This is a genomic window from Clostridium sp. AT4 (assembly GCF_001517625.2).
GTDB lineage: Bacteria > Bacillota > Clostridia > Lachnospirales > Lachnospiraceae > Enterocloster.
The window spans coordinates 584,265-599,292 of sequence record NZ_LN999827.1 but is presented as its reverse complement, the minus strand read 5'-3'; the positions used below and the strand labels follow the sequence as shown (position 1 = coordinate 599,292).

Annotated in this window: 13 protein-coding genes and 1 tRNA gene; 12 read left to right on the top strand and 2 right to left on the bottom strand. The window is 46.1% G+C overall.

Annotation, left to right across the window (positions count from 1 at the left end; all coding sequences use genetic code 11):
- Positions 1 to 30 precede the first annotated feature (30 nt).
- The 7 genes from BN3656_RS05985 (at position 31) to deoC (ending at position 7,139) form a co-directional block, all read left to right on the top strand.
- Entirely contained in the window at positions 31 to 1,224 is a 1,194-nt protein-coding gene (locus tag BN3656_RS05985) for a BMP family ABC transporter substrate-binding protein (RefSeq protein ID WP_066545194.1), read from the top strand.
- A gap of 83 nt (positions 1,225 to 1,307) precedes the next feature.
- Positions 1,308 to 2,864: an ABC transporter ATP-binding protein gene (locus tag BN3656_RS05980; RefSeq protein ID WP_066545192.1), complete on the top strand. Its 1,557-nt coding sequence runs from the start codon at positions 1,308 to 1,310 to the stop codon at positions 2,862 to 2,864.
- On the top strand, positions 2,854 to 3,933 hold the full coding sequence (locus tag BN3656_RS05975) for an ABC transporter permease (protein WP_066545190.1): 1,080 nt from the start codon (positions 2,854 to 2,856) through the stop codon (positions 3,931 to 3,933). The genes BN3656_RS05980 and BN3656_RS05975 overlap by 11 nt, the downstream gene beginning before the upstream one ends.
- Positions 3,930 to 4,871 (top strand): ABC transporter permease, encoded by a 942-nt coding sequence (locus BN3656_RS05970; RefSeq protein WP_066545188.1) that lies wholly within the window; start codon positions 3,930 to 3,932, stop codon positions 4,869 to 4,871. Before BN3656_RS05975 ends, BN3656_RS05970 begins: the two co-directional genes overlap by 4 nt.
- Positions 4,871 to 5,662, top strand: a complete 792-nt coding sequence (locus BN3656_RS05965) for a nucleoside phosphorylase (protein ID WP_066545186.1) — start codon at positions 4,871 to 4,873, stop codon at positions 5,660 to 5,662. Before BN3656_RS05970 ends, BN3656_RS05965 begins: the two co-directional genes overlap by 1 nt.
- Before the next feature lie 2 nt (positions 5,663 to 5,664).
- Positions 5,665 to 6,438, top strand: a complete 774-nt coding sequence (locus BN3656_RS05960) for a nucleoside phosphorylase (protein ID WP_066545185.1) — start codon at positions 5,665 to 5,667, stop codon at positions 6,436 to 6,438.
- A gap of 35 nt (positions 6,439 to 6,473) precedes the next feature.
- Positions 6,474 to 7,139: a deoxyribose-phosphate aldolase gene (deoC, locus tag BN3656_RS05955; protein ID WP_081422862.1), complete on the top strand. Its 666-nt coding sequence runs from the start codon at positions 6,474 to 6,476 to the stop codon at positions 7,137 to 7,139.
- A gap of 72 nt (positions 7,140 to 7,211) precedes the next feature.
- Here deoC and BN3656_RS05950 read toward each other — a convergent pair whose 3' ends face one another.
- Both BN3656_RS05950 and BN3656_RS05945 read right to left on the bottom strand, forming a co-directional pair.
- A complete protein-coding gene (locus tag BN3656_RS05950) occupies positions 7,212 to 8,144 on the bottom strand; it encodes a mechanosensitive ion channel domain-containing protein (protein WP_066545183.1) in 933 nt (310 codons plus the stop codon).
- Positions 8,145 to 8,208: 64 nt separating this feature from the next.
- Entirely contained in the window at positions 8,209 to 9,279 is a 1,071-nt protein-coding gene (locus BN3656_RS05945; RefSeq protein ID WP_066545178.1) for a helix-turn-helix domain-containing protein, read from the bottom strand.
- A gap of 234 nt (positions 9,280 to 9,513) precedes the next feature.
- On the opposite strand from BN3656_RS05945, the gene BN3656_RS05940 reads away from it, so the two are divergent.
- The 5 genes from BN3656_RS05940 (at position 9,514) to BN3656_RS05920 (ending at position 14,775) form a co-directional block, all read left to right on the top strand.
- Positions 9,514 to 10,587 (top strand): M20/M25/M40 family metallo-hydrolase, encoded by a 1,074-nt coding sequence (locus BN3656_RS05940; protein ID WP_066545176.1) that lies wholly within the window; start codon positions 9,514 to 9,516, stop codon positions 10,585 to 10,587.
- A 19-nt stretch (positions 10,588 to 10,606) separates the two neighbouring features.
- A complete protein-coding gene (locus BN3656_RS05935; protein ID WP_066545174.1) occupies positions 10,607 to 12,004 on the top strand; it encodes a YfcC family protein in 1,398 nt (465 codons plus the stop codon).
- Positions 12,005 to 12,033: 29 nt separating this feature from the next.
- Positions 12,034 to 13,200: an amidohydrolase gene (locus BN3656_RS05930; protein ID WP_066545170.1), complete on the top strand. Its 1,167-nt coding sequence runs from the start codon at positions 12,034 to 12,036 to the stop codon at positions 13,198 to 13,200.
- A 106-nt stretch (positions 13,201 to 13,306) separates the two neighbouring features.
- On the top strand, positions 13,307 to 14,611 hold the full coding sequence (locus BN3656_RS05925) for an amidohydrolase (protein ID WP_066545168.1): 1,305 nt from the start codon (positions 13,307 to 13,309) through the stop codon (positions 14,609 to 14,611).
- 91 nt (positions 14,612 to 14,702) lie between these two features.
- A tRNA-Lys gene (locus BN3656_RS05920) sits at positions 14,703 to 14,775 on the top strand.
- Positions 14,776 to 15,028 lie beyond the last annotated feature (253 nt).

The following is a 15,028-nucleotide window of genomic DNA, read 5'->3' as shown; positions in this document are numbered from 1 at the left end:
TACATTCATATATCCAAGGAGGACAAAGAAATGAAAAAAAGAATCGTAAGTACCGTACTGGCGGCCGCGATGGCAGCCTCCATGATTTCAGGATGCGGAGCTTCCGGACAGGGAGCCACAGAAGCAGCTAAGACGGAAGAAACCAAGGCAGAGGATGCTGAGGGCAAGGAAGAGGGAAAAGCAGAGGAAAAGGCAGAGGCTTCTTCCGATGATCCGTTAAAGGTAGTTTACCTGTGTAACGGAAATCTGGGCGATAAGGGATTTAACGATTCCGCAGCAAGCGGTATGCAGAAGCTGGCTGACGAGATGGGAGCTGAGGTTAAAACCATCGAGATGGGAAGAGACGAGACCAGCTACGAAGGAAACTACCTGGATGTTTCTGAGCAGGACTGGGATATGATCGTATCTGGAACCTGGTCTGTAAAGGAGCTGGCTCAGGATATCGCAGCTGAATTCCCAGAGAAGAACTACCTGATCTTCGACGTTTCTGTTGACAGAGATGTGGTAACAGAAGGAAATATGATGGGTATTAATTACTACTCCAATCAGGCCGCTTTCCTTTCCGGCACACTTGCGGCCAAGATGCTGGAATCCGGAGATGCGAAGATCGATGCTTCTCAGAAGGTCCTGGGCTTTGTAGGATCTATGGATGCAGCCAATATCAACGATTTCCTGGTAGGCTATCTGGAGGGTGTTAAGTATGTAGACCCTGAAATTAAGGTAGTTACCTCTTATGTTGGTTCCTTTGAGGACGTTTCCAAGTGTATGGAGATGACCACACAGCTGTACAACCAGGGCGCTCAGATTGTATATGCACCTGCTTCCCAGTCTATTTTAGGAGCGGTAACAGCTGCACAGAAGTCTGACAAGTACCTCATTGCCTGCGACCAGGATCTGTATGGCGAGTTAAAGGAGTCTGACCCTGAGCTGGCAGCCAATGTGCTTTCTTCCAGCTTAAAGAATGTAGGCGAGTCTATTTACACCTCTATCAAAGACTGGAAAGAGGGAACCAAGACACTGGATCAGGATTATATCCTGGGACTGGACAGTGGAGCAGTTGGGCTGGCTAAGAATGACAACTACAAGGCCATTGTTCCGGAAGAGATTCAGAAATTCATAGAAGAGACAGAGCAGAAGATCATCGGTGGCGAAATCACAGTGGGAACTGCCTTTGATATGACAACAGAGGAAGTGGCAGCCCTGCGTGACGAAATGAAGCCTTGATGCAGAGACGAAGCGCACAGTTAAAGTGACTAGAAGGAGGCTGCCAAGCTTTTGTATGAAAACGAAGATAAAGAGGTATGATCATGGCAGAAGAAGCATTGCGGATGTCGCATATTGTGAAAGTATACCCCAATGGCGTTATGGCTAATAAGGATGTGACCCTGTCTGTAGAACGGGGGGAGATCCATGCTCTTTCCGGAGAAAACGGAGCGGGAAAATCGACTCTGATGAAGATTCTTTTCGGAGAGGAGCAGCCTACCTCCGGAGAGATCTATGTAAACGGAAAACAGGTTCATATGACATCTCCGCAGATGGCAATTAAGCTGGGGATCGGAATGGTTCACCAGCACTTTATGCTGGTGCCCTCTCTGACAGTGGCAGAAAATATCATTTTAGGAATGGAACCGAAAAAAGGTATTATGACGGATCTGAATTTCGCAAGGAAACAGGTAGAGGAGATGGGAAAGAAGTACAATCTCTTTGTAGAGCCTGATGGGCGTGTGGAGGATCTGACCGTAGGCCAGAAGCAGAAGGTGGAGATTTTAAAGGCATTGTTCCGCGGGGCAAAAATCCTGATTCTGGATGAGCCTACAGCGGTGCTGACACCCCAGGAGACACAGGAACTCTTTGACGAGCTTCTTCACCTGAAGGATAATGGGTATACGATTATCTTTATTTCCCACAAGCTGCAGGAGATCAAGCAGATCTGCAGCCGCATTACCATCATCCGAAGGGGTGAGACAATGGGCGTCCATGATGTGTCCCAGGTTTCCGAGCAGGATATCTCGCGCCTTATGGTAGGAAGAGACGTGGTGCTGAATGTGGAAAAGAAAGAGGCTCATCCCGGTGCGCCTCTGGTGAAAATCAGGGATCTGGTAGTGATCAATGAAAATGGGAAACGGGCGGTAGGCCATGTTTCCTTTACCCTGAGAAAGGGCGAGATTCTGGGAATCGCTGGAGTGGAGGGAAATGGCCAGAATGAGCTGGTATCTGCTCTCACCGGAATGGGCTCCTACAGCGGCGGCACCATTGAAGTAAATGGCCAGGACATCAAGGGATTTTCCGTTGAAAAGATCCGAAAGCTAAAGCTGGCCCATATTCCTGCAGACCGTATGACCATGGGAATGGCCCCCAGGCTTTCCATTACAGAAAACATGATTGCAGATAAGCTGGGCTGGAAGCGCTTCTTTAAACATGGGGTACGCAATCCAAAGGCTGTAAAGGAATACGGAGATGAAATGGTAAAGGAATACCTGATTTTCTGCAAATCCCAGGAGGTTTCCATCAACAGTCTGTCAGGAGGAAACATCCAGAAGGCGGTTCTTGCAAGAGAACTTTCCGGTTCTCCTGAAATTATTGTTGCAGACCAGCCTACCCGAGGCGTAGACGTAGGTGCAACGGAATTTATCCGCCAGCGTTTGGTGCAGATGAGAGATGAGGGAAAGGGAGTTATCGTTATAAGCTCTGATCTTAACGAGGTTCTGGGTCTTTCTGACAGCCTGATCGTTATGTACGAAGGAAAGATTGCCGCATATATCAAGGATGTATCCAAGATGACAGAGGAGCAGTTAGGCGTCTATATGCTGGGTATCCATCTTCAGTCCGAGGAGGAGATTAAGGAGGCACGGCATGAACAGTAATAAACGGATTAACTTATTAGTGGATATGGTAAAATTGGGCCTGATCATTCTCATTGCCTGCGCCATGGTATCGGTGATTGTGTTCATGGTCAGCGATGATCCTATGACAGCTATCACAAGCTTTTTTATTGGGCCATTTACCTCCCTGCGAAGGATTGGAAATATCATTGAGGCAGCAGCACCCCTTATGTTTACGGCGCTTGCGGTCATCATTATTTTCGGTTCCGGACAGTTTTCCATGATTGCAGAAGGCTCATTCTTTATCGGAACCACAGGTGCTATGGTGGTTGCTATTGCATGTAAGCTTCCGGCAGGTATCCACTCCGCAGCGGCTATCCTGTTTGGCGGACTCTGCGGAGCGGCAGTCGCCATGGTTCCGGCTTTCCTGAAAATGAAATGGAACGTGAGTGAGCTGGTAACGTCCATTATGTTTAACTATGTAGTTCAGTTTTTTGCCATTTACATGGTCAGCTACCATTTCCGTGAGGTCAGCAGCTCCAGTCTGGCTTCCCTGGAATTTGCAGATACCTCCCGCCTTCCGGTGGTACTGGAGGGAACCAGAATTCATGCAGGTATTGTACTGGGTATTGTGATCTGCGTTCTGGTATGGTTCTTCCTATACCGTACCTCTTACGGTACAAAACTCAGAATTACCGGAGACAATGCTCTGTTTGCAAAGTATACGGGCCTTAAGGTGACAGGAATCATGGTAGCAGCCCAGGTTCTGGCCGGAGCAATTGCCGGTATGGGCGGTGCCGCAGAACTTCTGGGAATGTACAACCGGTTTAAATGGACCACAAGCCCGGGCTACGGCTGGACCGGTATCGTAGTGGCTCTGCTGGCAAGAAGCAATCCTCTTTTAGTTCCGCTGGCAGCGGCATTTATCGGCTACCTGAATGTAGGCGCAGATATTATGGCCCGTAGCAGTGATGTGGGACGGGAGGTAGTTGATATTATCCAGGCTGTTATGATGTTCTTTATTGCGGCAGATGCCCTGTTAAAGGGATGGAGACAGCGTATGATCGTAAAGGCAGCACAGGCAGAGGAAAAGGAGGCGGCACAGGCATGAATTTGATCGAATTGATTTTCAGCACAGATTTTCTGTATATGTGGATCAGAGTTGCAACTCCGATTCTGCTGGCTTCCCTGGGAGCCGTGATCTGTACCAAGGCAGGAGTAGTAAATTTGGGTCTGGAGGGCATCATGCTGATTTCTGCCTTGGCGGGAGTGCTGGGAAGCGCTTTTGGAGGAAGTCTTTGGATCGGACTTTTAACGGGGCTTTTGGCGTCCGTAGCTGTAAGTGCTGTATTTGCCTATTTCCATCTGGTATTAAAGGCTAATAACGTGCTCTGCGGTACTGCGGTTAATACCATGGCTTCCGGCCTTACGGTGTTTGTACTGCAGCTGGCTACCGGAGAAAAGGGAAATTCCTCTTCACTGAAAAGCTTCTCCTTCCCAAATGTGGATATCCCCATTATTAAGGATATCCCGGTTTTAGGCGGTATTTTATCAGGGCATAATGCCCTTACCTATCTGGCTCTTGCTATGGTGGTGGTTATCTGGTTTTTCCTGTATAAGACGCCAACCGGACTTCGCATGAGGGCTGTGGGAGAGAATCCAAACGCGGCATCCAGCGTGGGACAGAATGTAATAAAGATTCAGTTCCTGGCTATTGTATTATGCGGCCTTATGACAGGCCTTGGAGGAATGTATCTCTCCATGGGCTATCTGACCATGTTTGTGCGCGACATGACAGCAGGACGCGGCTTTATCGCCCTGGCAGCCTGCTCCATGGGCCAGGCTACTCCCGTGGGAGCGCTGATTTCATCCATGATTTTCGCCTTTTTTGACGGCCTGTCCAATATTCTTCAGGTACTTAAGATTCCGTCTGAGTTTATTCAGATGCTGCCATATCTGGCAACGATTGCCGGCCTGACCGTATACTCTATTCAGAAGTCCGCGGCAGCCAGCAGGAAAATAAAAAAATTAGAGGAGGCAAAAGGCTGATGGCACTTGATAAGGAAAGCAAGACAGCAGGTAAAAAGCAGTATCATATTCATTTAAAACCGGGTGATGTTGGAAAATACGTACTCCTTCCGGGTGATCCGGCCCGTTCTGACAGAGTGGCAAAATATCTGGATCAGGCAGAGCTGGTGGCAAACAACAGAGAACACAGAACATTTACCGGCTATTACAAGGGGGTAAAGATTTCCGTTACTTCTACCGGTATGGGCTGTCCTTCTGCAACTATTGCGGCAGAGGAGCTGATGAACATCGGAGCAGAGTGTCTGATCCGGATCGGAAGCAGCGCTGCCCTTCAGGATGGGATTAAGATCGGTGATCTGATGATTTCTACCGGATCCATGAAAAATGAGGGAACCAGCCGGTTCTATGTGCCGGACTGCTTCCCGGCAGTGCCTGATTTTGATCTGACAAGGGCGATTATTGATACGGCAAAGGAGATGGAGCCGGACCTTTCCGGAAAAGTATATTACGGCATCAATGCTTCCGATGACGCATTCTATGGGGAGACACAGGAATGGATCGAAAAGCTGTCCGCTCTGGGCTGTCTGAATGTGGAAATGGAGAGCTCTGCCCTCTATACCGTATGCCACAGACGCAAAAAGAGAGCTGCCATGATCAGCGCCGTATCCGGCAACCTGATTACCGGGGAAGTGATCTATGAGACTGCGAATGAGGCACTGACGGTTGGATGGGATGAAGAAATTAAGATCGTTTTAGAGGCCATTTACCGTTTTGAAAAGGAAATGGAAGCAAAGAAACAGGGGAAGAACTAGAAATGGCAGAAGAAAGAACCATGCATGTAGACGTTACATCAGAGATGATCGGAAAATATGTATTTTTGCCGGGCAGTGTTGAAAGAGCGTCCCTGATTGCAAAGCATTTTGATAATCCTGTAAAGGTTGCCCACAAGAGAGAGTATTTAAGCTATACGGGAACTCTGGACGGAGTGCCTGTTACTGTGACCAGCACAGGAATCGGCGGCCCCTCTACCTGTATCGCCATTGAGGAGCTTCATTCCTGTGGCGCTCACACCATGATGCGGATCGGTTCAGCGGCTTCCACCTCTCCAAAGGTAAAAATCGGAGATGTAGTGATTCCCAACGGCGCTGTGCGTATGGAGGGAACGGGAGACCACTACCTTCCCTTTGAATTCCCGGCTGTTCCCGATTTCCAGATGTTAAAGGCTCTGGAGCAGGCAGCGAAGAAGCTGGGCTATCCATATAATGTGGGAGTGACCATTACAAAGGATTCCTATTACACAGAGGCAGAGCCTGAGACAAAGCCGGTTTATCATGAATTAAAGGCAAAATGGGATTCCTATCTGGCAGGAGGCGCTACCAATACCAGTATGGAGTGTTCCGTGATTTTCCTCATCGGGGCTTCTCTGGGAATTAGAACCTCCAGTGTTATGATCAGCGCTACCAATTTTGGCGAGTATTCCAATGATGCGGAAGATTACCCCTCCGGCTGGGAGGAGAGAGCCATCGAGGTAGGTATTGAAGCAATGAGAGATATTATCCGTCAGGATAAGAAGAAGGGGCTCATATAGAAAATACAGGATTTATGTGTAGAGAAGAGATAGAAATGGAAATAAAAGAAATTATGAGCCATGTGGATCATACACTTCTGACTCAGACTGCCACCTGGGAGGAGATCCGCCAGATCTGCGATGATGCGATTGCTTATCAAACGGCGTCAGTCTGTATTCCTCCAAGCTTTGTAAAAAAGGCAAAGGAATATATGGGAGATAAGATGGCTGTTTGTACAGTGATTGGCTTTCCAAACGGCTATATGACCACAGAGACAAAGGAATTTGAAACTAGAAATGCGCTTGAAAATGGGGCAGACGAGATTGATATGGTGATCAATATCGGATGGGTCAAGGATAGTCTTTACGATCAGGTCGAGGATGAAATCCGTAGATTGAAGGCAGTGTGCGGGGATAAAATCTTAAAGGTGATTATTGAAACCTGTCTGCTGACAGAGGAAGAAAAGATCCGTATGTGCCAGGTAGTTACAGCCTCCGGCGCTGATTATATCAAGACCTCTACGGGCTTTTCAAAGGCAGGAGCTACCTTTGAGGACATTGCACTTTTTGCTGCCCATGTGGGAGAGCATGTAAAGATCAAGGCAGCAGGAGGCATCTCTACTCTGGCTGACGCAGAGCATTTTCTGGAGCTGGGGGCAGACCGCCTTGGCACCAGCCGTATGGTAAAGCTGGTAAAAAACGAAGAAGCTTCCGGCTATTGATGCAGGGGCAGAATTCGATTGCTGAAGTATAGTTGAATTTTATTATAAATAAGCGAAAGGATCGCTCAATGATCAGTTATTGAGCGGTCCTTCCTTTTTCTGTATAATATTTACATCCATCTGATTATAAGGAATTTCAATGCCGGCAGCGTCAAATTCCAGTTTTGTCCGTTCAATGATCCGCCAGCGGGCGCTCCAGTAATCCTCTGTGGCGGCCCAGCCGCGGGAACCGAGAATCACGGAGCTTTCAGCCAGCTCATCGACATAGACAGTGATAGGTTCATCCTGAAGGATCTGGGGATCTTCTTTGTAAATACGTTCCAAAATGGCCTTTGCCTGTTTTAAGTCGGAGGAATAGCTGATGCCGATGGTTAGATCGATCCGCCGTTTTTCCTGGGCTGTTACATTGGTAATCACAGCATTTGACAGGGTGCCGTTGGGGATGGTGATGCGCCGGTTGTCAATGGTGAGCAGAGTGGTGTATACAAGGCCAATATTAAGAACCTTTCCCTCCACGCCTTCTGATACAATATAGTCATGAATGCCAAAGGGCCGCATGACAAGAATCAGGATGCCTCCGGCGAAGTTTCCCAGACTTTCCTGCAGAGAAAGGCCGATTGCCAGAGTGGCGGAGCCTAAGAGCGCGATAATGGAGGTGGAAGGAATTCCTATTTTTTCCAGAGCCATAAAGATCACAATGGCGTAGGTGATGGCATTTGCAAGGGAAATCAGGAACTTGCTCAGGCTGAGATCGATCCCCATTCGGTCAAAGGTGCGCTTTAAAAAACGGCGCAGATAGAATGCAATCCGGTTGCCGATGATGATAATGATGGCAGCATAAAGCAGCCGATAGCTGAAGGCCAAAAGTCCTGGAGTCCATGAGCGTATGGTTTCTAAAATTGCGTTGGGTCTTAACTGCTGAAGGTCTTCGTGAACCTCCTGCACAATGGCCTGGGTTTCTTCTATAGAAGGGATTGAGGGTGTTTGCATGGTAAAATGTATCATTTGGCAGTCTCCTGTTGTCTGATAGTGTAAAAATCATTATAGCATAAAGAGGCATACTGTAAAATCAAGATTTTTCCTGAATTTGTTTTTTTACATAACAGATATAGGATGCATAAAGGCACAGCATATCATAAGAATTTGTCAGGCTGCGTCCGCAGATTTCCTGAATACGGTGTAGACGGTATGGTATACTATTTCGATGTATATGGAGATGTTCGCATATTTTTTGTATATCTCCATTTAAGCGAAAGTAAGCGACGGCTGTTTCAGCAAGCTGGGCATTTTTCCCATGTCTGCAAAGCTGCTGAAACTCTTGCTCTAATCCTGGAACAGTAGTCTTTGACAAGGCAATGGCCAGTTTCATTTTGTCATAAGAGTGAAGATATTCATCAGGAAATAAAGCTTTTCCCAGCTTCAAACTTTCTAAAGCGGCCTGATAGGCCGTATTTAGATGCATTTCTCCTGAACAGACGCCCATGTGGCAATCTGCGGAAGCGGAAAGAACACGATGATATTTTCTTTCAAAATGAAGATTCTCCTTTAACACGAGAAGAACCTGATTTTCTGAAAGAGGGAGAATGATATCATGTTCATCCAGAAGGTTCTGGAGCATAGAAATGGAAGTAAACTGGTCGCCGGTTTTTCTTTCCATCAGAATAAGTGTCTGTTTTCCTTTTAGCTGGATTCCGAAAAATTCACCGCGTTTGATGAAATTTTCTGTATAGGGAGTCTGCTGATGCAGGCATTCAAATAAAAACTGGCTTCGTTCCTGAGACTGGTTCTGACGTTTTTGGAAGGAAAGTAATTCTTCGTATAGCAGTTCTATGGTATTCTCAAGAAGTTCTGCCATATGAAGGCTAGTGGAACCGGTACGTTCTATAACAACAGCACCAATACGACTGCCTTGCAGGCGAAGAGGAACGGCAGTACTGGCATTTTGAAAATAGGTTCCAGGAGAAGTTGTAACCTTGGCATTAAGATTCAGGGATTCGATGGCAAGGAGATTCATTTCCCCAATACAGGATGGTTCGGTTGAAGCAATTGTGCGACCGCTGAGGTCACATATACTGATGGGGAACGGAAAATGATTCTGCAACTTTTCTATAATCTGGCAGATTATTTTATGATTAATCATAGTGTTCCTCCAATGGGTTTTTCATATATTATAACAAAGTGGCCTAAAATCTGCAATATATGAAGGGTAAATTGTGCAGATGCATAAAAAAGGTGGGACATATTACATGGTTTGGACAATAGTAAAGTCGGTGTGGAAATGTTAAAATAAGACTACCTTAAGTGTGAAGAAAAATGGAGAAAGTATATTATTAGGAAGGAGGAAAGTACGATAGAGAAGACGGTTTTGCGGTTTATGCAGTATGTGGATTGCGCCAGTGAAACTCATAATGAAAGGGTTTTTTGCGAATATATGGAGAGAGAACTGGCAGAGCTGGGCATTCCGTTCGAAAGACAGGAATTGGATCATCAAATTGTAACGGATGGATGGAATATTCTGGCGAAAGTGCCAGGAAAGCCGGACAAAAAACCATTTCTTTTTGTATTTCATCTTGATACAGTAGCGCCGGGGAATAATGTGGAGAGTTATATTGAAAATGGTCGTATTCAAAGCCGAGGCAATAGTGTCCTGGGTGCAGACGGCAAACTGGCTATAGCAGTGGTGATGGAAGCTGTCAGTAGGTTGCTTCATGCAGGAAAAATAAATCGGCCTGTGGAGATGCTGTTTACCGTATGTCAGGAATTGGGGCTCCTTGGTGCAAAGTATGCGGATTATTCCAAAATTGACAGTGAAGAAGCTATCGTTATTGATCATTATGTGACGGGAGAAGTATTGATGCGTACACCGTCGCGGATGTATCTTCATGTAGAGCTGATTGGACAGGAGGCCCACGTGATCCGGGATCCGGAGTTGGGAATCAATGCGTTGAAAACTGCGGCAGAAATTATTCATCAGATTCCTACCGGTCAGGTCAGTGAAGACCAGACAATTAACATATTTGATTTTGTTTCTCTTTCACAGTCCAATGCAATTCCAAAGTATGCAAGATTTGATGTGGAAATCCGTAGTTTTGGGCAGGAATTGCTGGATCGGACCAGAGAATCTCTTCAGAAAATTATAAGGGAAACGGCTGTAAGGATGGGATGCAGATATAATATACAGGAAGAAATGGATTTGCCGGAAACAGACTACAGCAGGAATGAAGACATGCTGAAACGCTTGGAACGTATTTATGAAATGACAGGACTTCAGATGAAACCAGCCCGTTCTTTCGGAATTCTGGATGCGACCTGCACCAATCGTCTGGGAATCAGGACGATTCCCATTGGGATGAATATTTATTATTCACACAGCACGAGGGAATATGTAGAGGTAAAAGATATAAAGACAATGTTGGACCTGGTAGAAAATATTCTTCAATATTTTTGACCGGGGAAAGGGGAAACAAATGAAAAACGATAAAAAGAAAACAAGTAAGGCTTTGAATCCGTTTATACCGTTGATATTGATGGTTCTGGCTTGTGCGATTGCGTCTTATTTTGTAGTACCAGGGGCATATGACAGGGAAACTGTAAATGGAGTAACTCGTGTTATGGCAGACAGCTACCATGCTGTAGAAAGAACCCCCATTTCTTTCTTTAATTTGTTCCGTTCAATTCCGGAAGGATTGACGGCGACAGCCAATATGATGTTCTGCGTTATGATCATCGGCGGTATCGTAGAAATTTATAAGCGGACGGATACAGTAGGAGCGGCGATTAACAGTGTACTTCGTGTATCGGAAAAACTCAGCAGCCAGATGATTATTGCTGTGGTAATGATTGTGTTCTTTATTTTTGGAGGTATTTTGGGATGGAGTGAGCATATTATTCCCTTTGTTCCAATTATTGTATCGCTGGCAATTTCACTGGGATATGATTCCCTGGTGGGAATGGCGATTTCAGGCTTTGCCTGTCTGATTAGTTTTGCGGTTGCTCCTTTTAACGTTTATACAGTGGGCATTTCTCATACAATCGCAGAACTGCCCATGTTTTCTGGTTGGGAGCTGCGTTTTGCGGCATTGGGCTGCGTATGGGCGCTGAGCCTGTTCTGGGTAATGAGATATGCAAAAAAGGTAAAGGCAGACCCTTCCAAGAGCCTGGTGAAAGATGTGGATACGTCTTCACTGAGAATACCAATCGATCCCAATCTGAAATTTGATTTTCCCAAGAAAGTTTCGTTCGTGGTATTGGGAATATCCATTCTGTGTACAATTTATGGAATTTTGAAGTTGAGCTGGTCTTATACGGAGATGGCAACGATCTTTATGATTGGCGGCTTTATTGTAGCAGTGATCAACAGAGTAAAAATGGAAGACACCATCAATATGATCCTTGATGGTATGAGAGGGGCATTTGTTGGAGCTTTGATTATTGGTGTTGCGAGAGCTGTACAGTGGACTATGACAAATGGCGGTTTGATAGATCCTCTTGTACATGGACTTTCCAGTTTAATGGGAAGTGCGTCCGCATATGTGAGTACAGTCGGTATGTTTGTAGTAAACTTCTTTATTAATGCACTGATTCCTTCAGGTTCTGGTCAGGCAACTGCAGTTATGCCAATTATGGTTCCACTGGCAGATATGCTGAATATTACCCGTCAGACTGCCGTGCTGGCTTTCCAGTTTGGCGATGGTATTTCTAACACATTCTGGTTTACAAACGGAACACTACTGATTTATCTTTCTCTGGGAAAAGTGCCCTTAAAGAGCTGGTATAAATTTATTTTGCCACTGCATGGTATGTTCCTGGTTCTGCAACTGGTGTTCCTGTTTATTGCAGTACAGATTGGATATGGTCCATTCTAAAAGATTATAAAAAGGAAAGAAGGATTGATGTGAACGTATTGGAAGAAGTTAAAAAATATCGGGAGTATGCTGTTGCCATGCGGCGGGAATTTCACCGCCATCCGGAGCTGAGCTGGCAGGAAACAGAAACAGCGGCCCGGATACGCAGAGAGCTTGATGAAATGGGGATTCCCTATGAAGAGGTTGTGGGAACGGGAACCATAGCGACACTAAAGGGAAAAAAGGATCATCCGGTGATTGGTCTTCGCTGTGATATTGATGCGCTTCCCATAAAAGAAGTGAAGGAACTGCCGTACCGTTCTGAAAACGACGGGGTGATGCATGCCTGCGGTCATGACGGGCATATCAGTATGCTTTTGACAGCGGCGAAAGTATTGTCTGATCACAGGGACGAGCTGAACTGTACAGTAAAACTGATTTTTCAGCCGGCTGAAGAGAAAACAAACGGCGCACTAAAAATGTTGGAGACTGGAAGAGTGGGACATCTGGATACAGTTTGTGGAATGCATATTTTCCCATTTTTGGATGCTGGAACTATTTCTGTAGATCCCGGTCCCAGATATACCTCGGCTGCGTTTATGAATATCACAATTAAGGGCAGAAGCGGTCATGGAGCAATGCCTCATTATGCAGTGGATCCCATTTATGTAGGTGCAAAAGTAGTGGATGCTCTTCAGAGCATTGCCAGCAGGGAAACGAATGCTATGGATACAGTGGTAGTAAGTATCTGTACCTTCCATTCCGGAACCATGGCCAATATTTTTGCAGAGACAGCAGAATTAAGCGGAACTGTGAGAACCTTCAATCCGGAGCTTCGCAAACAGCTGCCGGGAATGATTGAGAGAATTATAAAGTCTACCTGTGAAGCGTACAGGGCAGATTATGAATTCGATTATTACTGTGATATTCCGGCAACGATCAACGATGAGCATTGCAGTGAGATCGCGGCAGGTTCTGTAAAAAAGCTTCTGGGAGAAGAGGGGCTGGTGAAATACGCTGGCACTCCGGGAGGAGAGGACTTTTCCTATTTTCTGGAACGCTTCCCCGGTGTGTATGCATTTGTGGGATGCCGCAATGAATCAAAAGGCTGCTCTTATTCATTGCATCATGAACGGTTTGATCTGGATGAGGATGCGCTGGTTAATGGAGCTGCATTTTATGTACAGTATTTATTAGATGCACAGGAACAGTTTTAGAAAGGCAGAAACTGCTGTACCGCAACGTGGTATGGCAGTTTTTTATGTACATGAAAATCAAGATATGATACAATATTGATAAAAATTAAGAAATAGGAGAAGGGCTATGAATACACGCTTTTACAATATCCGTCTTCTGACAATGGATGGAACTATGGATGTGGTGCCAGGAGAGGTTTGGGTGGAAGGAAACAGGATTTCCTATGCAGGCCCGTCCGCTTTTATGGGAGATGCCAATACGGATGCTATCACCCCTCGTGTCTGGGATCGTGAAATCGATGGAAATGGCAATCTTCTCATGCCGGGCTTTAAAAATGCCCATACTCATTCCGCTATGACGTTTCTGCGTTCCTATGCAGATGACCTGCCGCTTATGGACTGGCTCCATACTCAGGTATTTCCTATGGAAGCAAAGCTGCAGCCGGGAGATGCATTCTGGCTGTCCAGACTGGCTGTAATGGAGTATCTGACCAGCGGCATGACGGCAGCTTTTGATATGTATCCCTGGCCGGAGGAAATGGCAAGAGCCTGTGTGGAAAGTGGTTTCAGAACCGTTTTAGTAAGCGGGCTGAATGATTTTGTGTCATCTCCTGAGGGGCTGGAGGAGGATTATCTGAAATTCAATTCCTATGATCCGTTGGTAAGCTATCAGCTGGGCTTTCATGCAGAGTATACCACCAGCCGGAAGATTCTGGAGGCGGTAGCAGATCTGGCTCACAAGTATAAGGCTCCTGTGTTTACCCACAATTCAGAGACAAAGGGTGAAACAGAAGGATGTCTGGAGCGCTATGGGATGACGCCGACTGCATTTTTAGATTCTCTGGGAATGTTTGAATACGGCGGAGGCGGTTATCACTGTGTCCACATCACAGACGAGGATATGGATATCTTTAAAAAGCATGACATGACCATTGTTACCAATCCCGGTTCCAATGTGAAGCTGGCAAGCGGAATCCCCAGGCTGAACCGGATGCTTGAAAAGGGAGTTCGTCTTGCGATCGGAACAGACGGACCTGCCAGCAATAACTGTCTGGATATGTTCCGTGAAATGTTTCTGGTTACAGGCCTTACAAAGCTTCGCGAAAAGGATGCTTCCGCCATGCCTGCGGAGGAAGTGCTCAAGATGGCCTGTGTGGGCGGCGCTTATGCCATGGGGCTTACAGACTGCGACTGCATCCGAAAAGGAAAACTGGCGGATCTGGTTTTGATCGATCTGCACCAGCCTAATATGCAGCCTGTCAATAATATCGTAAAAAATTTGGTTTACAGCGGCAGCAAGCAGAATGTAAAGCTGGTTATGATTGACGGAACAGTCCGGTACGAGGACGGAACCTTCTTTATAGGAGAAGATCCTGAAGAGGTATACCGCAGGGCCAATGCCATCATAGAGCGAATGAGACAGGAGGCGTAGAAGCCGGGAAAAATTATTCTGTCGAAAAATAAAAAAAGTAGTTGACAACTCTCTCAGCCTGAGCTATAATACTCGTTGTGTTCAGGAAAATGCGCCTCTAGCTCAGCTGGTAGAGCAGTAGACTCTTAATCTATTTGTCCAGGGTTCGAGTCCCTGGAGGCGCATTAAAAGGTCTGATTTTGCAGATAATGGAAGCTGCGGGGTCGGACTTTTTTTGTGTCTGAAAACAAGTGTGAACAGGCTGTAGGATTATTTTTTCTTTTTGCAGTTTAATGCTGTTTCCACTTCCTTAAAGCATTTGCTCAGGTGAAGGAAACGCCGATCCAGATCCCGCCGGTCGCAGGTGGCGCGCTGGAGTTTTTTTACAAAACATGGAGGAAGAAGCATAAAAGTCATAAACCTTCTTTCTATAAACGA